At 68.8% G+C, this 20,662-nt stretch carries 21 protein-coding genes; 4 read left to right on the plus strand and 17 right to left on the minus strand.

Annotated features, from left to right (window positions below; translation table 11 throughout):
- The 6 genes from GZH52_RS07135 to tyrS all read right to left on the minus strand — a co-directional run bounded on the left by GZH52_RS07135 (position 1) and on the right by tyrS (position 8,948).
- Positions 1 to 1,836, minus strand: a complete 1,836-nt coding sequence (locus tag GZH52_RS07135; protein ID WP_163315799.1) for a lytic transglycosylase domain-containing protein — start codon at positions 1,834 to 1,836, stop codon at positions 1 to 3.
- An 11-nt stretch (positions 1,837 to 1,847) separates the two neighbouring features.
- On the minus strand, positions 1,848 to 3,338 hold the full coding sequence (locus tag GZH52_RS07140) for a TrkH family potassium uptake protein (RefSeq protein WP_203525661.1): 1,491 nt from the start codon (positions 3,336 to 3,338) through the stop codon (positions 1,848 to 1,850).
- Positions 3,338 to 4,714 (minus strand): Trk system potassium transporter TrkA, encoded by a 1,377-nt coding sequence (trkA, locus tag GZH52_RS07145; protein WP_163315800.1) that lies wholly within the window; start codon positions 4,712 to 4,714, stop codon positions 3,338 to 3,340. Before trkA ends, GZH52_RS07140 begins: the two co-directional genes overlap by 1 nt.
- Before the next feature lie 118 nt (positions 4,715 to 4,832).
- Positions 4,833 to 5,861, minus strand: coding sequence for a 3'-5' exonuclease (locus tag GZH52_RS07150; protein WP_163315801.1), 1,029 nt, complete (start codon positions 5,859 to 5,861; stop codon positions 4,833 to 4,835).
- A 29-nt stretch (positions 5,862 to 5,890) separates the two neighbouring features.
- The gene (locus tag GZH52_RS07155; protein WP_163315802.1) at positions 5,891 to 7,540 is read right to left on the minus strand and encodes a methyl-accepting chemotaxis protein; all 1,650 of its coding nucleotides are present in this window, start codon (positions 7,538 to 7,540) and stop codon (positions 5,891 to 5,893) included.
- A gap of 133 nt (positions 7,541 to 7,673) precedes the next feature.
- Positions 7,674 to 8,948 (minus strand): tyrosine--tRNA ligase, encoded by a 1,275-nt coding sequence (gene tyrS / locus GZH52_RS07160; RefSeq protein WP_163315803.1) that lies wholly within the window; start codon positions 8,946 to 8,948, stop codon positions 7,674 to 7,676.
- Positions 8,949 to 9,103: 155 nt separating this feature from the next.
- Between tyrS and GZH52_RS07165 the strand changes: the two genes are divergently transcribed.
- The gene (locus GZH52_RS07165) at positions 9,104 to 9,763 is read left to right on the plus strand and encodes a cytochrome b/b6 domain-containing protein (protein WP_163315804.1); all 660 of its coding nucleotides are present in this window, start codon (positions 9,104 to 9,106) and stop codon (positions 9,761 to 9,763) included.
- Between the two features lie 59 nt (positions 9,764 to 9,822).
- Here the strand turns inward: GZH52_RS07165 and GZH52_RS07170 are convergent, their stop codons facing one another.
- From GZH52_RS07170 to yjgA, 6 genes are all read right to left on the minus strand, one after another.
- Positions 9,823 to 10,287, minus strand: coding sequence for an acyl-CoA thioesterase (locus tag GZH52_RS07170; protein ID WP_163315805.1), 465 nt, complete (start codon positions 10,285 to 10,287; stop codon positions 9,823 to 9,825).
- Between the two features lie 30 nt (positions 10,288 to 10,317).
- Positions 10,318 to 10,746, minus strand: coding sequence for a c-type cytochrome (locus GZH52_RS07175; protein WP_163315806.1), 429 nt, complete (start codon positions 10,744 to 10,746; stop codon positions 10,318 to 10,320).
- A 158-nt stretch (positions 10,747 to 10,904) separates the two neighbouring features.
- Entirely contained in the window at positions 10,905 to 11,342 is a 438-nt protein-coding gene (locus GZH52_RS07180; protein ID WP_163315807.1) for a c-type cytochrome, read from the minus strand.
- 107 nt (positions 11,343 to 11,449) lie between these two features.
- Positions 11,450 to 12,253, minus strand: a complete 804-nt coding sequence (trpC, locus tag GZH52_RS07185; protein ID WP_163315808.1) for an indole-3-glycerol phosphate synthase TrpC — start codon at positions 12,251 to 12,253, stop codon at positions 11,450 to 11,452.
- 23 nt (positions 12,254 to 12,276) lie between these two features.
- Positions 12,277 to 13,236 (minus strand): YheT family hydrolase, encoded by a 960-nt coding sequence (locus tag GZH52_RS07190; protein ID WP_163315809.1) that lies wholly within the window; start codon positions 13,234 to 13,236, stop codon positions 12,277 to 12,279.
- The gene (yjgA, locus tag GZH52_RS07195) at positions 13,233 to 13,790 is read right to left on the minus strand and encodes a ribosome biogenesis factor YjgA (RefSeq protein WP_163315810.1); all 558 of its coding nucleotides are present in this window, start codon (positions 13,788 to 13,790) and stop codon (positions 13,233 to 13,235) included. The genes GZH52_RS07190 and yjgA overlap by 4 nt, the downstream gene beginning before the upstream one ends.
- An 88-nt stretch (positions 13,791 to 13,878) precedes the next feature.
- On the opposite strand from yjgA, the gene pmbA reads away from it, so the two are divergent.
- Genes pmbA through GZH52_RS07210 form a run of 3 tightly spaced genes read left to right on the plus strand, consistent with a single transcriptional unit; the run spans position 13,879 to position 16,397 of the window.
- Positions 13,879 to 15,222, plus strand: coding sequence for a metalloprotease PmbA (gene pmbA, locus GZH52_RS07200; protein ID WP_163315811.1), 1,344 nt, complete (start codon positions 13,879 to 13,881; stop codon positions 15,220 to 15,222).
- Entirely contained in the window at positions 15,219 to 15,836 is a 618-nt protein-coding gene (locus GZH52_RS07205; protein WP_239058048.1) for a DNA-3-methyladenine glycosylase family protein, read from the plus strand. Before pmbA ends, GZH52_RS07205 begins: the two co-directional genes overlap by 4 nt.
- Positions 15,837 to 15,893: 57 nt before the next feature.
- Positions 15,894 to 16,397, plus strand: a complete 504-nt coding sequence (locus GZH52_RS07210; RefSeq protein ID WP_239058049.1) for a disulfide bond formation protein B — start codon at positions 15,894 to 15,896, stop codon at positions 16,395 to 16,397.
- A gap of 144 nt (positions 16,398 to 16,541) precedes the next feature.
- On the opposite strand, the gene GZH52_RS07215 is transcribed toward GZH52_RS07210, so the two are convergent.
- The 5 genes from GZH52_RS07215 to modA all read right to left on the minus strand — a co-directional run bounded on the left by GZH52_RS07215 (position 16,542) and on the right by modA (position 20,644).
- Positions 16,542 to 17,696 (minus strand): HD-GYP domain-containing protein, encoded by a 1,155-nt coding sequence (locus GZH52_RS07215; protein ID WP_163315813.1) that lies wholly within the window; start codon positions 17,694 to 17,696, stop codon positions 16,542 to 16,544.
- Positions 17,697 to 17,759: 63 nt separating this feature from the next.
- On the minus strand, positions 17,760 to 18,539 hold the full coding sequence (locus GZH52_RS07220) for a TOBE domain-containing protein (protein WP_163315814.1): 780 nt from the start codon (positions 18,537 to 18,539) through the stop codon (positions 17,760 to 17,762).
- Positions 18,536 to 19,216 (minus strand): ATP-binding cassette domain-containing protein, encoded by a 681-nt coding sequence (locus GZH52_RS07225; protein ID WP_163315815.1) that lies wholly within the window; start codon positions 19,214 to 19,216, stop codon positions 18,536 to 18,538. The genes GZH52_RS07220 and GZH52_RS07225 overlap by 4 nt, the downstream gene beginning before the upstream one ends.
- On the minus strand, positions 19,206 to 19,898 hold the full coding sequence (gene modB / locus GZH52_RS07230) for a molybdate ABC transporter permease subunit (RefSeq protein ID WP_163315816.1): 693 nt from the start codon (positions 19,896 to 19,898) through the stop codon (positions 19,206 to 19,208). The genes GZH52_RS07225 and modB overlap by 11 nt, the downstream gene beginning before the upstream one ends.
- Before the next feature lie 2 nt (positions 19,899 to 19,900).
- Entirely contained in the window at positions 19,901 to 20,644 is a 744-nt protein-coding gene (gene modA, locus GZH52_RS07235) for a molybdate ABC transporter substrate-binding protein (RefSeq protein ID WP_163315817.1), read from the minus strand.
- Between the last annotated feature and the right edge of the window lie 18 nt (positions 20,645 to 20,662).

Genomic DNA, 20,662 nt, shown 5'->3' on the forward strand with positions numbered 1-20,662 from the left:
CTATTTGGCCGCGATGGTGCCCATGCGCGCGGTGAGCGAGGTCTCGCCTTCGCCCGACTGCGCCGCGTACTCGACAGCATTCGCCATCACCTTTTGCACATAGTCGCGCGTCTCGGTGAACGGGATGGTCTCGGCGTAGATCGCGCCCTCCAGCGGGCGGCTGTCGCGCCACGCGCGCGCGCGGCCCGGGCCCGCGTTGTAGCCGGCGGTCGCCAGCACCGGGTGGCCGGTGGTGTCGAGCACGTGGCGCAGGTACCAGGTGCCCAGGTGGATGTTGGTGTCGACGTCGTTCACGTCGAAACTGTCCATGCCGACCTTGGCGGCGACCCAGCGCGCGGTGGCGGGCATCAGCTGCATCAACCCCTGCGCACCGACCCCCGAGCGCGCGACGGTGACGAAGCGGCTCTCCTGGCGCATCAGCCCGTACACCCACGCCGGATCGACTTCGAGCTGCGCGGCGTAGCGTCGCGTCGCGTCGCGGTACGGGGTCAAGAAGCGCAGGCCGAAGTTGTGCTGGTTCTTGGTGCGCTCGGCGCTGTAGATCGCCATGTCGTAGTAGCCGCGCGCGCGGCCGTACTCGGCGGCGGCGATCAGTGCCTTGTCGTCCTTGCCGCGCATCGCCCAGCGCCATTCGCGCCGGCCTTCTTCCAAGAGCGCCGGCTCGCCCTTCTCGCGCGCGTAGTCGAACAGCAGGCTCGCGCGGCGGATCGCGGGCTCGGCGCCGGCGCGCGCGATATCGGCGTCGCTGGCAGAGAGCGGGGAGGGCGGCGCCGAGACGCTGCTGCCCAGCGCCTCGCGCGCGAGGATGCCGTAGTAGTTGTGTTCGGACGACAGTTGCACGAGGCGGGCCTGTCCCTGCGCGCGCTGCCCCAGCGCAAGTTCGGCGCGGGCGCGCCAGTAGCGCCACGCGCCCTTGGCGGCGAGCTTGGCCGGCATCTTCGAGGTGACGGCGAGCACGGTGTTCCAGTCTTCGGCGCGCAAGGCGGCGCGCGCCCACCATTCCCACTGCTCGGGGGTCAGCTCGGACGGCAGCGCGCGCGAAAACCAGATCAGCGCGTTGCCCGCGTCCTGCTTGCGCGCGGCCAACAGCGCGAGCTGCCCCCAGCCGAACGCCGCCTGCTCGGCGGTCAGCGTGGGCGCGAGGCGGGTGAGCTCGGCGGCGGCGCCGGAGAGGTCGCTCTTGCCCTGGCGGACGACGCCGATCACCGCGGCCTCGTTGCTGCCCGAGGTGAAGAATTCTTCGGAGAGGCCGGCCGCGGCGGCGAGGCCGCGCGCGACGGTCACGTAATTGATCGCAACCAGCGAGCGTACCCGCGATCTGACCTCGTCGGCCGACAGCGTGCCTTGCCGGGCCGCCTCGTTAAGTAAAGCATTGCAGCCGTCCGGCAGTTTCAGCTTGTCGAGCAGGTCGGCGTCGGGCTGGGCCTTCTGGCCGGCCTTCAGTTCGGCGAGCGTCGCGTAGCAGGCGGTCTCGGTGTCGCGTTCGTCTGCGGGTACGCGGCGGATCTCGCGCGCGAAGGCAGCCCAGTCGTTGTCCTTGCCCAGGCGCTTCAACCATTCGCCGGTCAGCCTTTCGCTCAGCGTGGACGCAGGCTCGGCGGCGAGGAAGGCGCGCGCCGGCGCGTCGTCGCCGTTTTCCAGCGCGAGAAGCGCCTGCCAGTAGCGCGGGTAGGCGGCGAGGGCGTCGGCGCGGGTCGCCTCGACGGTGCGCGCAAGCGTCGCGGCGTCTTTCTGGCGCCACGCGTTGCGCGCGGCAACCAGTTCGTCACCGGTGTCCGCCGCGGCGTAGGGGATCAGGCCCGCGACGAGGGTCGCGATCAGCAAAGTCTTTTTCATCGTATTGGGCGTCATTTTCGCCAGAACGCGGGCGTAAACAGGATCAGCAGGGTAAAGAGCTCGAGGCGGCCCAACAGCATCGCCAGCGCGCACACCCAGGTCTGGAAGTCGGTCAGCCCCGCGTAGTTGGCGGCCGGCCCGACCTGGCCCAGGCCCGGGCCCGTGTTGTTGATGCACGAGATCACCGCGCTGAACGAGGTCATGAAGTCCAGCCCCGAGGCGATCATCACGAAGGTCAGCACGATGATGCTCATCACGTACACGAAGATGAAGCCGAGCACCGAGAACGCGACGCTGTCCGGCAGCGCGCGGCCGTTGACCTTCAAGGGCAGGACAGCGCGCGGGTGCAGAAGTTGCGTCGTCTCGCGCTGCGCCTGCCGGAACAGGATCAGCGTGCGGATCATCTTGATGCCGCCGCCGACCGAGCCGGAACTCGCGGTAAAGCACGACAGGAACATCATCCATAGTGGCACGAAGATCGGCCACTGCGCGTAGTCGGCGCTGGCAAAGCCCGAGTCGGTCGCGATCGAGATCACGTTGAAGCTGACGTGGCGCAGCGCGGCGCCGAAGGTGTAGATCTCGCGCCACCACAGGAAGGCCGACAGCATCAGGATGGAGCCGAAGATCACCGCCAGCACCGCGATCGCTTCGGAGTCGGCGCGGTAAGGCTTGAGCGATTTCTGGCGCAGCGCGTAGAAGTGCGTCGCGTAGTTGAGGCCGGAGATCAGCGTGAAGCCGGCGATGATCAGCTCGATCGGCAGCGAGTCGAAGTGGCCGACACTGGCGTCCTTGGTCGAGAAACCGCCCAGCGCGACGGTGGACAGGCCGTGGCACAGCGCGTCGAACCAGTCCATGCCGGCGGCTTTCAGCGAGAGGATGCACAGCAGCGTGAACACGCAATAGAGCAGCCACAGGCTCTTGGCCGCCTGCGCGATGCGCGGCGCCAGCTTGGCGTCCTTCATCGGGCCGGGCATCTCGGCCTTGTAGATCTGCATGCCGCCGACGCCGAACATCGGCAGGATGGCGACTGCCAGTACGATGATCCCCATGCCGCCCAGCCACTGCATGAAGTGGCGCCAGAAGTTGATCGCCGGCGGCAGGGTGTCGAGCGAGGAGAGCACGGTCGCGCCGTTGGTGGTCAGCGCCGAAATCGACTCGAAAAAGGCATCGGTGAACGACAAGTCCGGGTCGTGCAGCATGAACGGCATCGCCGAGGTCGCAGCCAGCCCGATCCACAGCGTCACCACCAGGATGAAGCCGTCGCGCGGCTTGAGTTCGGCCTCGTAGCGGCGGGTCGCCGCCCACAGGAAGAGGCCGATGGCGAGGCCGGCGACGGCGGCCAGCAGGAAGTTCTCCAGCGTCTGGTCGCGGTAGACGACCGAAACGACGGCGGGCACGGCGAACATGCACGAAAAGAGCATGATCAGCTTGGACATGATGTGCGCGACCGGCAGCAGCTTGCCGAGCGCGCCGGCGCTCGCGCGGTGGGCGATCTCGTTCATCAGAAGAACCCCAGCTTGACCTGGACCAGCTGCTCGATCTCGCGCACCTGGTGGCGGCGCGACACGAAGATGATCAGGTGGTCACCGTCGGCGAGCACCTCGTCGTGGTGCGCCATGCGCACCTCGTCGCCGCGCACCAGCGCACAGATGCGGCAGCCTTGCGGCATCTCGATCTCGTCGATGCGCCGCCCGACCAAGCGCGAGGTCTTGACGTCGCCGTGGATCACCACCTCCATCGCCTCGGCGCTGCCGCCGCGCAAGGGGTGCACCGCCTCGACGTCGCCGCGGCGCAGGTGGGCGAGGATGGAGCCGATGGTGGAGAGGTGGGGCGAGACGGCGATGTCGATGCGGTGGCCCTCGAGCAGGCCCACGTAGCTGGAGCGGTTAACCAGCGCGATCACGCGGCGCGCGCCCATGCGCTTGGCGAGCAGCGCCGACATCACGTTGTCCTCGTCGTCGTTGGTCAGCGCGCAGAACACGTCCATCTCGTCGATGTTCTCGGCTTCCAAGAGTTCCTCGTCGGTCGCCTCGCCCTGCAGCACCAGCGCGTGCTCGAGCTCTTCGCCCAGGCGCCGGCAGCGCTCGAGGCCGTGGTCGATGACCTTCACCTGGTAACCCGCCTGCTCGAGCAATCGGGCCAGACGGAAACCGATATTGCCGCCGCCGGCGATCATCACGCGACGGATCGGCGGGTCGTCCTTGCGCAGTTCGGCGAGCACGTCGCGTACCGCGTCGGGCTGGGCGAGGAAGAACACCTCGTCGTCGCACTGGATCTCGGTGTTGCCGGTGGGCAGGATCAGCGAGTCTTCGCGGTCGATCGCGCAGATGCGGCAGTTGGCCTCGGGCAGGTCCTGGCGGATGCGGCGCAGCTCGCGCCCGACCAAGAGGCCGCCCCTGAGCGTCTGGGTCGCCACCAGCTGCACGCGGCCGTCGGCAAAGTCGAGCACCTGCAGCGCGCCCGGGTACTCGAACAGGCGGAACAGGTTGTGGGTGACGATCTGCTCCGGGCAGATCGCGTAGTCGACCATGAATTCCTCGAGCAGGCCCTCGCCGCCGTACTCGACGTAGTCGCTGGCGCGGATGCGCGCGATCTTGGTCGGGATGTTGAAGCGGCTGCCGGCGATCTTGCACGCGGCGAGGTTGGTCTCGTCGTTGCGGGTGAGCGCGAGCAGCATGTCGCAGTCGGCGGCGCCGGCGCGCTCGAGCACCGACGGGTGCGCGGCGTTGCCGACCACGGTCTGGATGTCCAGCCTGTCCTGCAGCTTCTTGAGCAAGGCGGCGTCGAGGTCGACCACCACGATGTCGTTGTCGTCGGAGACCAGGTTTTCGGCGACGCGCGCGCCGACCTGGCCGCCGCCGAGGATGATGATTTTCACGTGTATTGTCCGGCAGAAGGCTTGTTTGCCGGCATTTTACCGTGACTGGCGCCTTGGTGGCGGGCCGCCGGCACCTGGCGTGCGCGGCGGGCGTGGGTTTGAGGCCTGCCGGCCGGCGTCAGGGCGCGGCAAACACCTTGCGCCAGCGCCCGCCATCGAGTTCCTCGAGGCCGAGGCGCGCGTAGAGCGCGGCGTGCGCGCCGCCGTGCGCGCAAAGCTGCACCTCGGGGCAGCCTTGCCGTGCCAGGCGGGTGAACAGCGCCTGGACAAGCTGGCGGGCGAGGGCGGCCTGGGTGTTGGCGGGCACGAGCGACAGGGTGGTGCCTGCTTCTTGCGCGAGCGCGCGGGCAAAGCCGACGACGGCGCCTTCGCGCACGGCGACCACCCACGGGGTGCGCACCGTTTGCGCGGCGCGCACCTCGGCTTCCAGCGTGGCCTCGGGCAGGCCCGAGAGGGCGGCGAGCACCGGCACGTCGTCGACGTGCACGTCGCGCACCCGGGTGCGCGGCCGCGTGCGCTTGCGCGCGGCCTCAGCGCGCGGCGGCTCGAAGTCGGCGAGCCGGTGCTGCACGCAGAGCGCGGCGTACGCGTCGTTCGCCGCGTACAGCACCTGCCGGTCGGCAAGCTGCGCGGCCGCCCAGTTCGAGGTGCCGACCTGCTTGCTCTTGGCCAGACGCCGGCCGAACAAAAGCGCGATGGCGGTCTTGGCGCCGACCTCCTGGCTGAAGCCGTAGGCGCGCAGCACCTGGCCCAGGTCGACGATGCCGCGGGCCGTCAGCTCGAAGCGGCGCGCGAGTTGCGCGAGGTCGCCGCGCAGGCCGAAGCCGACCTTGGCGGGGGACTCGGCCGCGATCAGCGCGAGTGCGGGCGCGAGCGTGTCCGGGCGGCAGCTCTGGAACAGCCAGGCGTGGTCCCGCGTGCAAAACTGCAACAGGTGCGGGCCGGTCGACGCTTCGCCGCGGCTGAAGGTGGGTTTGGATTCGGTGTCGAAGCCGATTTCGGCTTGGGAAGCCAGTGCGCGGTAGGCGGCTTCGGCTTCGGCGGGCGTGGCCACGACGGTGACCGCCTGCCGCGCGAGCCCCTCGAACAGGGGTAGCTCGGCGATGGCGGTCTTGTCGGGCAGGGTGGTGGGCATCCGTTCGGGCATCGCGCCATTGTACGCGCAATGCGCGCAGCTTAGCGGGTGCGGAAGTGGCCGATCGCGGCGTTCAGCTCGCTGGCGAGCTTCGCCATCTCGCCGGCCATCCGGCTCGAATCCCCGACCGCCTGGCTGTTCTCGTGGCCCATCGCGGCGATCCGCTCGACGTTGCGGGCGGCGTCGTTGCTGGCCGTGCTCTGTTCGCGCATCGCCGCGGCGATCTGTTGCGTCTTGCCCAGCAACTGGCTGGCGCGCCCCTGCAGGGTGGCCAGCCGCTCGCCGAGCGACTGGCTCAAATCGACGCCCTGCGCGACGCGGCTGGCCGCCTCCTGCATGCTGCCGACCGCCTTGCCGGTGTCGTCCTGCACGCCGCGGATCTTGTCGCTGATCTCGCCGGTGGCCTGGCTGGTGCGCTCGGCGAGTTTCCTCACCTCGTCGGCGACCACCGCGAAGCCGCGGCCCTGTTCGCCGGCGCGCGCCGCCTCGATCGCGGCGTTCAGCGCCAGCAGGTTGGTCTGCTCGGCGATGTCGCGGATCACGCCGACGATGCTGCCGATCTCTTCCGAGCGCTGGTTGAGCTGGTCGATGATGGCTTCGGACTGGCTGATCGTCCCTGCGATCGCCTGCATCTCGCTGCTCGAGCGCTCGGCGAGACTCAGCCCCTCATCGGCCTCCTGGCGGCTGGTGCGCGCCTCGTCGGCCATCTGTTGGGCGTGGTCGGCGACGAGGTCGATGCTGACCGTCATCTGCTCGACCGCGGCGGCGGTCGACGAGGACGCGTCGCTTTGCTGGCGGCTGGCGTCGGCGACCCGCTGCGAGACGCCGGACAGGCTGGATGCGGTGTCTCCCAGCCGCGCCGCGCCTTCGCGGGTCTGCTCGATGAACGCGCGCAACTGGCCAAGCAGGGTCTCCAGCGCCTCGGTGGTTCGGCTGATTTCGTTATGGCCGTGCGTGCCCAGTTGCAGCGTCAGGTCGTTGTTGCGGGCCGCTTCTGCCAGCTTGGCCTGCAGCGCGTTCAGCGGCCGGGTGATCGAGCGGGCGAGCAGCCAGGACAGGGTGACGCCGGCGGTGAGTGCGGCGACGACGAAGGCGGCGAGCAGGGTGATCGCGCGGTGGATGCCGGCCTCGAGCTCAGTCGATGCGGCCGTCGTCTGCGCGCTGACCGTCTCGTCCAGCTTGTCCAGCGTGTCGCGCGCGTCGTAGAGCGCCGGCTTGAACGGCTGGATCGCGGCGTCGGCCAGGTTGGCGCTGGCGATCTCGCCGCGTTCGATCTGCCCGTACAGCGTGCCCATGCCCTGTTCGTAGCGGGCAATGCCGGCGCCGACCCGGTCCAGTTCGGCCGCGAAGGGGGCTGCGGCGGTTTCGCCGCGCACCTTGGCGAGCTGTTCCTTGAAGTGGGCGATGCGCTTGTCGAGGTCCTGCTTGTTGGTCTGGATGTTCTGCTCGCTACCGGCGGGGTTGCCGATGCTGATGAAGATGTCTTTCTCGTCCTGGCGCACCGAGCGCAGGGTGAGCTGCAATTCGGCCAGCGAGTGGCGCAGCGCGATGTCTTCGTGGATCAGGCGGGTCGCCTCTTCGTCCAGCGTGGTAAGCGAGCGCCAGCCGACGGCGCCGACGAGGGCACAGGCGGTGAGCAGCAAGGTGGCAAGCAGCGTGATCCGCCGCGAGATGGTCAGACGGTCGAACATGAACTTCCCCTGGATGCAGGCCACTTACGTTAGCCATTTTATGGTCCGGGGATTGTATCGATGGTTCCGCCCGTCTGTAGCGAGGGTTTGCCCAAAATGGGTGAGGCCGCCGCGGGCGCGGCGGCCGGCGGGTTTAGTGCCAGCGCACCAGGCTGTACAGCTTCTTGCCGCGCTTGATCAGCGTGTACTGGCCGAACAGGCGCTCGGCGTCGGTCACGGTCTGTTCGATCGCACCGGCCTTCACGCCGTTGACGCTGACCGCGCCGCTCTGGATGAAGGTGCGCGCCTCGCTCTTGCTCTTGGCAAGAGAGCCTGCCACCAGCACCTCGATCAGGCTGTCCTGGCCCTTGGCTATGGTCACCGACGGCATGCCGTCCTGCGCCAGCTGCGCGAAGTCCGCCTCGGTCAGGCTGTCCAGGTTTTCGCTGAACAGCGACTGGCTGATGCGTTGCGCCGCGACCACCGCGTCCTGCCCGTGCACCAGCGCGGTCACCTGCTCGGCGAGGATGCGCTGCGCCTCGGGCTTGCCCGCGCGCGCCTTGTCCTCGGCCTCGATCGCGTCGATCTCGGCGACCGACAGGAAGGTGAAGTAGCGCAGGAACTTGTAGACGTCGGCATCCGCCGTATTCAGCCAGAACTGGTAGAACGCGTACGGCGAGGTCTTCTTCGGGTCCAGCCACACCGCGCCGCCCTCGGTCTTGCCGAACTTGGTGCCGTCGCTCTTGGTGACCAGCGGCAGGGTCAGGCCGAACACCTGCTGCTGGTTCATGCGGCGGGTCAGGTCGATGCCGGCGGTGATGTTGCCCCACTGGTCGGAGCCGCCGATCTGCAAGCGGCAGCCGTGCTGACGGTTCAGTTCGACGAAGTCGTAGCCCTGCAGCAGGCTGTAGGTGAACTCGGTGAACGAGATGCCCACGTCGTCACGGTTGATGCGCTGCTGCACCGACTCCTTCTTGATCATCGCGTTGACCGAGAAGTGCTTGCCGATGTCGCGCAGGAAGTCGAGCACGTTCATCTGGCCGAACCAGTCGTGGTTGTTGGCCATGATGGCGGCCGCTTCGCCGTCGAAGCTCAGGAAAGGCTCGACCTGCTTCCTGATCTTGCCGACCCAGTCGGCGACGATGTCGGGCGTGTTGAGCTTGCGCTCGTTGGCCTTGAAGCTCGGGTCGCCGATCATGCCGGTGGCCCCGCCGACCAGCGCGATCGGCTGGTGGCCGGCCATCTGGAAGCGCTTGAGCACCAGCACCGGCACCAGGTGACCGAGATGCAGGCTGTCGGCGGTCGGGTCAAAACCGCAATACAGGGTGACCTGGCCTTGCGCAAGCATGTCTTCGATGGCGGCGGCGTCGGTGACCTGTGCGATCAGGCCCCGGGCCTGCATGTCCTGGATCAGGGAGGTGGGTTGCATGGGCTCTCCAAATAGTGCAAAAAGCGCGCGGGCGCCGCTGACGGAGCCCGCTTCAAAAAGATTGACAATTCTACCCGAAAGCAAGCGCCGCGCCGAGGCTGGCGGAACCATTATTCAAGTAGAATAGCGAGTGTCCGATTCGATAGGAGAGCAAGATGAAGCATCAGGTCAAGGTGTGGGATGTGCCGACCCGCCTGTTCCACTGGACGCTGGCCGCCAGCTTCGCCTTCATGTGGTGGAGCGCCGAGCAGGGCGGCGACTGGATGGCGTGGCATTTGAGGGGCGGCGTGCTGATCGCGGTGTTGCTGGTGTTCCGCCTGGTCTGGGGCGTGCTCGGCAGCCAGACCGCGCGCTTTGCCGACTTCCTGAAGGGGCCGGCCGCGATCCTAGGCTACGTGCGCGGTGAATTGACCGAGCGCGAGCAGCCCGGCCACAACCCGCTGGGCGGCTGGATGGTGTTCGTCATGCTTGCCGCCTTGTCAGCGCAGGTGGTGACCGGGCTCTTCTCTGCCGACGTCAACGCCTACATCTACGACGGCCCGCTCGCCGCAGCGGTCAGCAGCGAAATGGCCGAACAGATGAACGGCTGGCATCGGCTGAACTTCAACCTGGTGCTCGCGCTGGTCGGCCTGCACCTGGCGGCGATCGTGTTCTACCGCGTGGTGAAAAGGCAGAACCTGGTCAAGCCCATGCTCACCGGTTACAAGAGCATCGAAGGCGAGGCGCCCAGCCTCTACTTCGCGCCGGCCATCATCGCGCTGGTGACGCTGGTGGTCGCCGCCGGCGCGGTGTACTTCGTGCTGACGCGCTTCTGAAACAGCTAGTCACCGATGCGCCGGGCCAAGCCCGGCTTTTTTTGCGCGCGAGAACAAGGTCAGGCCGGCGGAGCGCTGTCGCGGCGTTCAATGATGGTAAGCGCGGCCGCTTCGTCGGGGACGGTGTCGAAGTCGGAGACGAAATCGGAGCTGACCGCGCGCGGCCGACCGCGTACGGTATCCACGCAGACGAACAGGCTCTCGCCGCGGGCGACGGCCTTGCCGGTCTTCACGCATTCGATCAGGTACTGGCGGCGCGACTGGCTACCCTCGAAGCCGACGATCCAGGTGTGTAAACGGAGCGCCTGGCCGGCGAATGCCGGGCGCAGGTATTCGATGTGCTGGCTGCGCACGACCCACGAGTGGTCGCACTCGAGGTAGCGGGCGACGCCCCAGCCCCGGTGTGTCGAGTGTGCGAGCGCAGTGTCCTGCATCCAGCGCAGGTACTCGACGTTGTTGGCGTGGCCGTTGAAGTCGATCGCCGTCTCGGGGACGGCGAACGTGCGCGTGTAGACGTCACGCATCGGCCACGACCGCGCTGGCGGGCGCCGGGGTCACAGTGGCGGGCCGCGGAAAACGTCGTGGCAGCTTTTGCAGCTTTGCCCGACCTGGCCGTAGCTTGCGCGGATGGCAGCCAAGTCGCCTGCCTGCGCGGCCTTGTTCAGCGCGTCGACGGCAACGATGAACTGCTTTTTCTCGGCGTCGAACCTGGCCGGCTGGCTCCAGATTTCGGCCTTGGCGCGGCTGTTCGCCTGGCTGCCGGCGGCAAAGCGTGCGAACGGCGCCGGCGCGGCGGCCTTGAGGCTGGCGGCGAGGCGGGCGAACTCGTCCTTGCGGTACGGTGCGCGGTCGCGCACGACGACGCCCATCGGCTCGAAGCTGCGCAGGATGGCCTTGAAGTCCTTGACGCGGGCTTCGGCGGTGGGGTTGGCGTGGACGGTGCCGGCAAGGGCGAGGGTGGCAAGCAGCAGGGTCTTGTACATCGTTGGTGTCACTTGGGGAGAAAACGGGCGCCTCCCGCAGGGGAGGCGCGATGGCACTGAAGAGGCTAAGAGTCGCTGACAAAATTACACGGGCAACCAGTAAGTTGCTGATCCGCCAAATTCTCGACAGCTAGAAATATAGGTTGTGTTAGCCGGTCTTAGTCCGGCTTGCGGAAGGCGTCGTGGCAGGACTTGCAGGTCTGGCCGACCTTGCCGAAGGCGGGCTTGATCGCGGCGAGATCCCCGGTCGCGGCCACCTTGGCAAGCGCTGCGGTCGCTGCTTCGTGCTTGCTGATTTCCTGCTTCCATTCGGCGCTCTTGCTCCAGATTTCGGCCTTGGCACCGGTCTTGCCCTTGTCGGTGCCCGGCGTGAAGTACTGCCACGGCTGCTTGGAGATCACCTCGAGGTGGGCGGCGAGCTTGGCGAATTCGGCCTTGTCGTACGGGGTCTTGCCCTTGACCATGTCGCCCATCGGGCCGAAGGTCTTCTTGTAGTCCTTGAAGACGTCCTGGCGCTGGGTGATCGGGTCGGCGGCAAGCGCGCTGCCGCAGGCGGCGGCGATGGCGGCGGCGAGGACAATACGGGTCAGTTTCATGACGAAGACTCCTTATGGTTTAACTGCTGCGGACATTAGCATATCACGAGCCTGCCCAAAGCCCTGTCCGCGGCGCGGACTTGCCGCGCCAAGGGTGTTAAGGAGTATTAAGCCGCGTTCGTGCCAAAGAGCCGCGAGAGCGCCGCGCCGGGGTCGGCCTCGCGCATGAAGGCTTCGCCGACCAGGAAGGTGTGCACGCCTGCGCCGCGCATGCGTGCGACGTCGCTGCCTGTCGCGATGCCGCTCTCGGTCACGCAGACGCGGTCCTTGCCGATCGCCGGCAGCAGCGACAGCGTGGTGTCGAGGCTCACCTCGAAGCTGCGCAGGTTGCGGTTGTTGACGCCGATCAGCGGCGTCTTCAGCGTCAGCGCGGCGTCGAGTTCCTCTGCGTTGTGCACCTCGACCAGTACGGCCAGGCCCAGTTCGGTAGCCAGCGCCTCCATTTCGCGCATCTGGCTTGCCGGCAGCGCGGCCGCGATCAGCAGGATGGCGTCGGCGCCCATCGCCGCAGCCTCGACCACCTGGTAGTCGCCGATCAGGAAGTCCTTGCGCAGCACCGGCAGCGCGCAAGCGGCGCGGGCGGCTTTCAGGTATTCGGCGTCGCCCTGGAAGTAGTCGGTGTCGGTGAGCACCGACAGGCAGGCTGCGCCGGCCGCCTGGTACTGGCGGGCGATCGCAGCCGGGTCGAATTCGGCGCGGATCACCCCCTTGCTCGGGCTCGCCTTCTTCACCTCGGCGATCACCGCGGGCAGGCCCTCGGCGTGTTTGGCGCGGATCGCGCCGACGAAATCGCGCTTGTCGGCGCGGCGCGCCTCGGCGTGTTCGCGCAGCAGGGCCAGCGGCGCACGCTGCTGGTCACGGGCGACTTCTTCGGCCTTGGTCGCGAGGATTTTCGCCAGGATGTCGGACATGGTTTCTCCTGAGTCGGTCGTTTTTATAGGTGTTGGCGGAAAAATGCGGTCAGCCGTCGCGGCAGCCACTCCAGCCGCCCGGGGAAGGGACCGTCTGCGAAGCCGACGTGACCGCCGTGTTCGGGCTGCTCGAGCGTCACGCAGGCGGCGACCTCGGCGGCGTCCGGCAAGGCGGAGGCCGGCAGGAAGGGGTCGTTGCGCGCGTTGAGCACCAGCGTCGGGCGGCGGATCGCGCCGAGCAGGGGTTTGCTGCTGGCGCCTAGCCAGTACGCGCGCGCGTCGGGGTAGCCCGCCAAGGGCGCGGTGACTAGGTCGTCGAATTCGGCGAAGGTGTGCGTGCGTGCCAGCCGCCCGCCGTCGAACAGCGCCGGGTGGCGTTCGAGCTGGGCGTGTGCCTTGGGCTTGAGCGTCTTCAGGAACATGCGCGTATAGATGCGCCGGCCAAGGCCGCGGTCGAGACGGGTGCTGGCGGCGGTCAAATCGAGCGGCACCGACACCGCGGCGGCGGCCATTGGCAGCGCCGCCTCGCCCGTCTCGCCCAGGTACTTGAGCAGCATGTTGCCGCCGAGTGAGACGCCGGCGGCGAACACCGGCGCACCGCTCTCGGCGGCGAAGCGTGCGAGGATCCACGCGACCTCGGCCGAGTCGCCGGCGTGGTAGGCGCGGGGCAGGGTGTTGTCGACGCCGCCGCAGCCGCGAAAGTGCGGCACCGCGCCGCGCCAGCCCAGTTGCTCGACTTCGAGCATCAGCGCACGCGCGTAGTGGCTGTCGCTGCTGCCCTCCAGGCCGTGAAAGAGCACCAGCAGCGGCGCGGCCGTATCGTCGCCGACGCGGTCGACGGCGATCTGCCCCTTATCCGGCGTGTCCCACAACTCGCGGCGGTACGCCGGGCGCGCCGGGCGCAGAAAAAGCGCAGGCCAGATGGTCTGCGCGTGTCCGCCCCTGAGCCAGCGCGGGGCCTGATAGGGCGGGGCGGGTGTCATGCCTCGTCGCTGTCGTCCTGCTGCGCGTCGCGCGCGGCGGTGGTGCCCGGCTCGGGCAGGAAAGTCTTCAGCGTCTGGAACAGCTGGCGGTACGCCTTGGGCGGCTTCTGCTCGGCCAGTTCCTTGCGGGCGTTGCGGATCATGGTGCGCAACTGCTGCACGTCGGCGTCGGGGTGTTCGGCGACGAAGGCGCCCAGCGTCTTGTCGTCGGCCATCAGCTTGTCGCGCCAGCGTTCGAGCTGGTGCAGCCACGCGTTGTGCTCGGCCGAGTCGCCGCGCATGATCGCCAGTTGCTGGCGGATCGGCTCGGGGTCGATGCTGCGCATCAGCTTGCCGATGTACTGCTCCTGGCGCTTCTTGGCGCCGAAGGACGGGATGCGCTGGTGTTCGAGCACCGCGGTCAGCAGTTGCTCGGGCAGGTCGAATTTCTTCAGCTTGTCGCGCGGCAGTTCGGTCAGCGCGCGGCCGAGTTCCTGCAGCGCGTCCATCTGGCGCTTGAGCTCGGATTTGCTGGGGATGCCTTCTGCTGCACTATCGTGTTGAGGGTAGGTCATGCTTGTCGGTTGATTCCATTCAAGGCTGGTATGATACCCGAAATTGACGGCGCCCAAGCCGGACGCCGGCTCCATTGCAAAGGACACTATGGCAGACGCAGCATTCAGTTTCAGTCACGGTCAGCTGCAGGACGTCGCAAACCGGGTGCTCGCGCTCGCGCGCGAGGGCGGCGCGACCGCCTGCGAGGTCGACGTATCCGAAGCCTGCGGACAGTCGGTCAACGTGCGGCTGGGCCAGATCGAGACGCTTGAGTACAACCAGGACAAGGGGGCGACCGTCACCGTCTACGTCGGCCAGCAAAAGGGCCACGCCAGCACGTCGGACTTCGGCGCCGACGCGCTTAGGGACACCGTCGCGGCCGCGCTGTCTATCGCCCGCTACACCGGCGCCGACCCGTGCGCCGGCCTCGCCGACCCGGCGCTGTTGGCGACGACCTTCCCCGATCTTGACCTCTACCACCCGTGGGCGCTGTCGGCCGAGGACGCGATCGAGATGGCCTGCCGCTGCGAGGACGCCGCGCGCGCGGTCGATCCGCGCATCAGCAACTCGGAAGGCGCCGGCGTCTCCACGCAGACCAGCCACTTCGTGTACGCCAACAGCAACGGCTTTCTCGCCGGCTACCCAGGCTCCCGGCACAGCCTGTCGGCTGCGGTGATCGCCAGCGAGAACGGCGCGATGCAGCGCGACTACTGGTACACGAGCGCGCGCGCCAGCGCCGACCTCGACGACGCGGCAAGCGTCGGCCGCCGTGCGGGCGAGCGCGCGCTGCGCCGGCTGGGCGCCAGAAGCGTCAAGACCGGCAACTACCCGGTGCTGTTCGAAGCGCCGATTGCCTCTTCACTGATCGGGCATCTGGTGAGCGCGGTCTCCGGCGCCAGCCTGTACCGCAAGTCGACCTTCCTGCTGGATACGCTGGGCAAGCAGGTGATGGCCAGTTGCGTGAACATCGATGAAGACCCGTTCGTGCCGCGCGGCCTTGCCTCCGGCGCCTTCGACAGCGAGGGCGTCGCCACGCGCGCGCGCCGGCTGGTCGACGCGGGCGTGCTCGGCGGCTACTTCCTCGGCAGCTACTCGGCGCGCAAGCTCGGCATGCAGAGCACCGGCAATGCCGGCGGTAGCCACAACCTGATCGTGCACGACACCGGCGAGCGCTTCGAAGCGATGCTCGCGCGCATGGGCACCGGCCTTCTGGTGACCGAGCTAATGGGGCACGGCCTGAACCTGGTGACCGGCGACTATTCGCGCGGCGCGGCCGGGTTCTGGGTCGAGAACGGCGTGATCGCGTACCCGGTCGAGGAGATCACCATCGCCGGCAACCTCGCCGACATGTTCGGCGCGATCGAGGCGGTCGGCACCGATACGCTCATCCGCGGCGGCAAGCGTTGCGGCTCGATCCTGGTCGGCTCGATGACGGTGGCCGGCAGCCATTGAGCACGCCCGCCTGGTGGGGCGCCGCGAACGACGCGCTCGCCGCGGCCGACCCGGTGATGGCCGCGCTGATCCGGCGCTACCCGGACGCGCGGCTTACCAGCCGTGGTGCGCCCTTCGAGACGCTCATGCGCGCCATCGTCGGCCAGCAGATCTCGGTGGCGGCGGCCGACGTGCTGTGGGCGCGTCTCACCGCCTTGACGCCGGCGACGCCTGGTGGCGTGCTTGCCGCATCGCCCGATGCCTTGCGCGGCGCGGGATTGTCCGCGCGCAAGGTCGAGTACGCGCGGTGTCTGGCCAGCCACTTCGCCGACGGGCGGATCGACCCCGCGCATTTTGGTGCGCTGCCGGACGAGGTGGTGGTCGATAAGCTGACCGCGGTGCGCGGCATCGGCCGCTGGAGCGCCGAGATGTTTCTGATCTTCAACCTCAACCGTCCGGATGTGTGGCCCGTCGACGACATCGGCTTGCTGCGCGCGCTGGCCGTCCATTACCTGGATGGCCGGCGGCCGACGCCCCGTGAAGCGTCCGGCTTTGGCGAGCGCTTCAGGCCGTGGCGCACGCAGGCGACCTGGTATCTGTGGCGCAGCCTCGATGCGGTCGAGGTTCATTACTGAAAACAACAAAGTGCCGCCAGCTTGCGGCGCGACAAACGCATTTCCTGTAGGGGGACGATGATGTTCAAGTTTCTGCCGGGCCCGCGCGCGGGCTTCGCCTTGCTGTTTCTGGCGTGCGTAGGCTCGATCGCCTTCGCGCTGTTCGCGCAGTACTACCTGCTGCTCGAGCCTTGCCCGATGTGCATCCTGCAGCGCGTCGCGGTGATCTTCACTGGCCTCTTCGCGCTGGCGGCCTGCCTGCACAACCCGGGGCCGTGTGGCTACCGGCTGTGGGGCGGCTTGTGCGCGCTCGCGTCGGCGGCGGGCCTTGGCGTGGCAGCGCGCCAGGTGTGGCTGCAGCAGTTGCCGTGGGACCAGGTGCCGGCCTGCGGCCCCGGGCTCGAGTACATGATGGAAACAATGCCCCTGTGGAACGTGCTCTCCAAGGTGCTCTCCGGCAGCGGCGAGTGCGCGAACGTCGACTGGACGCTGCTGGGCTTCACCCTGCCGCAACTGTCCGCCGCCTTCTTCGCGGCGGTCATCGTGTGGGTGCTGCTCTTGGTGTGGCCGCGCGGGCGCTGATTCAGAGCCTGTTCACGGTCTGCTGCGCATCAGCGATACGGCGTTGAAAACGGCTTCGAAATGCTCATGTACGACCTGTACATTCCGCTTTCTCAGCCGTTTTCGCCTTGTCTCGCCCTCGCTCGCGAGACCGTGAACACGCTCTCAGGCGCCCGGGGCGATGCGCCACAAGGTCGACAGGTAGGCGGTGCGCACGCCCGCCGCCTGCGGCGCGACCGCGCAGCTGACCGCGTAGGCGGTCTGCCGGGTTTCACGCAGCAAGGGGTCGCCGTAGGGCGGCCCGTTTTCTTTCCTGAGCGCGGCGACGAAGGGTTCGGTCGCCTTGTCGCGCCGGGCGAGCACCACGCCGATCTCGCCACTGGCGAGCCTGACGAAGCTGCCCGGCGGGTAGACGCCGAGTTCCTTGACCATCAGCGCGACAAAGCGTGCGCTGTCCTGATCGGCGTTGGCGCTGAACATCTGGCGCAGTGCCAGTTGCGGCAGTTGCGCGCAGCGGTAGCTGCGCGGCGTGAGCTTGGCGGCGACGACGTCGCAGAGCTGCAGCAGCGGGACGAGCGCGTCGAGCGCGCCGGCGCCCAGCGCGAGCGGGTAGCCGCGGCCGTCGTGCCGCTCGTGGTGCTGCTGCACCAGCGTGTGCCAGTGGGTGTCGGTCACGCCCGCCTCGCGCAGGATCGCCGAGCCGAGCAGCGGATGGGTATCGATCTCTTCGCGTTGCGGCGGGGTCAACGGTTCGCGCTGGCCGTGCAGCGTGTCCATCAGGCCGGGGACGGCGATATTCATGGTCAGCGCCGCGCACAGCAGCGCCTCGCGCTCGCCGGCCTGTAGCGCCAGGCGCTCGCCTATCAGCGCGGCAAGCAGGGCGACGTGCACGCTGTGCGTCGCCGCGTAGCGGACGATGGGCGCGAGCAGCAGGGACGCGATCATCGCGTCGGGCGTGCGCCGCGCGAGTGTCCCGATGTCGGATGCCAGCGCGCGCACCTTGATCTCGAAACCGGTGGTGGCGAGCGGGTGGGCGAGCAGGGCGTTCAGCCTGCGCGAGAGGTGAAGCAGCTCTTCGAAGGGGTTGAGCGTGCGAGGCGCGTCGCTCTCCTGCGCGCGAGCCGCACTGGCCGTCTCGGTGCCTTGCATGGCGGGGGCGCCCTTCGAGTGCGCGAGCAGCCGCGTGCGTTGCGCCTCGGTCAGCACGTAGTGGCCGCGGCCGAGCAACAGCATGCCGTTGTCCGTGTACACGCTGACCGGCAACGCCTCGCCGACCCGGATCGCTTGCGCCAGCAACTGCTGGCCGGCCTGCTTGCTCATCGGGCGCCCTGCTGGAAAGTGGATGCGGCGATTGTCGCAGCCTTGTTTGCTTCTGTCATGGGTTTAACCGGCGACGGCGACGATCACGCTGGCCGCGTCGAAAGAGACGGCTACCGCCTCGCCCGGCGCAGGCCGGCGCCCGCCGGCGGGCAGGCTCGCGACCAGCCGTTCGCCGCCGCGGCTCACGAGTTGCAGCTCGCCGCTGTCGTCTGCCGGCCCGTTGCCTTGCACGGTCGCCGCCAGGCAATTGTCGGCGGGCGTTTCATCTGCGGCCGCCACCCGCAGGGCAGGCGCCTTGACAAGGGCGAACGCGGCGCGGCCGATTTCAAGGCCGAGCGCCTCGCAACTGGCTTGGGTGAGCTGCGCGACGACGCGCTCGCCGCCGGCCAGGCGCAGGGTCAGCCGTACGCCGCCATCGTGCGCTGCGAGTGCCTCGACCTTGCCCGGTAACTGGTTGCGCGCGCTGGTGCGCAGCGAGAGCGCGCGCATCAGCTGCCAGTCGTCGGCGAGGGAAGGGTCGGCCAGCGTGCCCAGCAGCGACTGCAAGGCCTGGTCGAGCCGGGCGTAATGCTCGACCAGTCTTTTGCCGCGCGCGGTCAACCGGGTGCCGCCGCCGCCCTTGCCGCCGGCGGCGCGCTCGACCAGCGCCTCACCGCTTAGCCTGTTCATGGTATCGATCGCGTCCCACGCGCCCTTGTAGCTGACGCCGCACGCGGCGGCGGCGCGGGTGATCGACCCTGTCTTACCGACCTGGGCGAGCAGCGCGATGCGCGCGCCGCCGGCCAGACGCGTCTCGCCGGCGTTCAGCCACAGCTCGGCGCTCGCCTTGACCGGGTCCTTCATGCCGCCCCCTGCCTGGCTAGGCGCCCGTCGGCGAGGGTGAATACCGTGTCGCCGAAGGCGGTGGCGTCGTCCGGGTCGTGGCTGATCAGGATCAGCGGGATGCCGGTTTGCGCGAGGAGCTCACCCAGTTCGGCGCGCATGTGCGCGCGCAGGGGCGCGTCCAGCGCGGCGAACGGCTCGTCGAGCAGCAGTGCCTCGGGCTTGGCCGCCAGTGCCCGCGCGAGCGCGGCCCGCTGGCGCTGGCCGCCGGAGAGCGTGTGCGGGTAGGCGTCGGCGAGCGCACCGAGGCCGAACGCTTCGATCCAGCGCTCGGCCTCGGGGGCGCGCACGCGCCGCGAAGGGTTGAACCAGCGGCTGCCGGCGACGCCGAAGGCGACGTTCTGGCGCACGGTCAGGTGCGGCAGCAGCGCATAGTCCTGGAACAGGTAGCCCATCTTGCGCGCGCGCGCCGGCAGCGCCACGCCGCGCGCGGCGTCAAACAGCGTGCGTCCGCCCAGGCGGATCCGCCCCGCGTCGGGCGTCATCAGCCCGGCGATCGCCTTCAGGGTCAGGCTCTTGCCCGAGCCGGACGGCCCGAGCAGCACCAGACGCTGCGTGTCGCAGCCAAACTCAATGTCCAGCGCGAAGCGGCGCCCGCCCTGCTCGTAGCGTTTCTGGATGGCAAGCTCAAGCTGCATCGCGCGCCTCCTGGGTACTTGTCCGGCCCGGGGCGAGGGCGAGGGTGGCGAGCAGCACCGCCGCGCACACCGCCGAGGTGAGCAGCACCAGCGTGGTCGCGGTGTCGTCCTGCCCGGCCTGCACCGCCTCGTAGACGGCGACCGACAGGGTCTGCGTCTGGCCGGGGATGCTGCCGGCGACCATCAGTGTCGCGCCGAATTCGCCCATCGCCCGCGCGAATGCAAGCAGTACGCCGGCGAGGATGCCGCGCCACGCCAAGGGCAGGGTGACGCGGAAGAATACCGCGGTTTCGGATAGCCCCAGCACGCGCGCGGCCGCTTCGTAGCGGCCGTCGACCGCCTCGAAGGCGGCGCGTGCGGGCTTGAAAACCAGCGGAAACACGACGACGGACGCGGCGAGCACCGCGCCTTGCCAGCTGAAGATCAGGTTGACGCCGAAGTTCTCCTCCAGCCACGCGCCGATGGGGCCGTTGCGCCCGACCAGCACCAGGATGTAGTAGCCGAGCACCGTCGGCGGCAGCACCATCGGCAGTGTGAGCAGGGTGTCGATCAGGTCGAGCCCGGGAAAGCGGGTGCGGGCAAGCAGGTAGCCGGTCGCGGTACCCAGCACCAGATTGATCAGCGTCGCCCACGAGGCGACCTTCAGCGATAGCAGGAGCGCCGTGAGGGTGGGCTCGTTCATGCTTACGGCCGGGTGAAGCCGTGGGCGGCGAGCACGCCTTGCGCCGCCGCGCCTTGCAGGTAGCTCGCGAAGCGGTGCGCATCCTGGCGGTTGCGACTGCCGGACACCACGGCGGCCGGGTAGCGGACCGGCGTCGCCGTTTTCACCGTCAGCAGTGTCTTCACCTTGCCGCTGAACGCCTGGGCGTCCGACGCGTAGACGAAGGCGGCGTCCACCTCGCCGCGCGCGGCGTAGTCGAGCGCCTGGCGCACGTTCTGCGCGCGAACGGCCTTGGCGTTAAGCGCCGGCCACAGCCCGGCTGACAAGAGCGCCGCCTGCGCGTAGCGGCCGGCCGGCACGCTGTCCGGGTTGCCCAGCGCGACACGGCGCACCGCCGGCTGCGACAGCGCGGCGAGGCTGTCTACCTTGAGCGTGCTGGAACCCGGCGCGACCAGCACCAGGCGGTTGCCGGCCAGGTCGAAACGGGACTTGCCGTCGATCAGGCCGCGGCGCGCGGCCTCGTCCATGGTCGCCTCATCCGCGCTGACAAACAGGTCGACCGGCGCGCCGTGCGCGATCTGCTGCAAGAGTGCGCCCGAGCCGCCCGCGTTCACCCGCACGCGCACGCCGGGCTGGCCTGCCTCGAAACGGGCCGCGATCTCCCGCATCGCGTCGGCGAGGCTGGCGGCAGCGGAGACGGTCAGCTCGCCCGCATGCGCGGGCAGGCTGATGGCAAGGGCGGCGAACAGGGCGGCTATCCGGGGCATTATTGGTCGGTACTCGTA

The organism is Crenobacter caeni (genome assembly GCF_010435965.1).
Lineage (GTDB): Bacteria > Pseudomonadota > Gammaproteobacteria > Burkholderiales > Chromobacteriaceae > Craterilacuibacter > Craterilacuibacter caeni.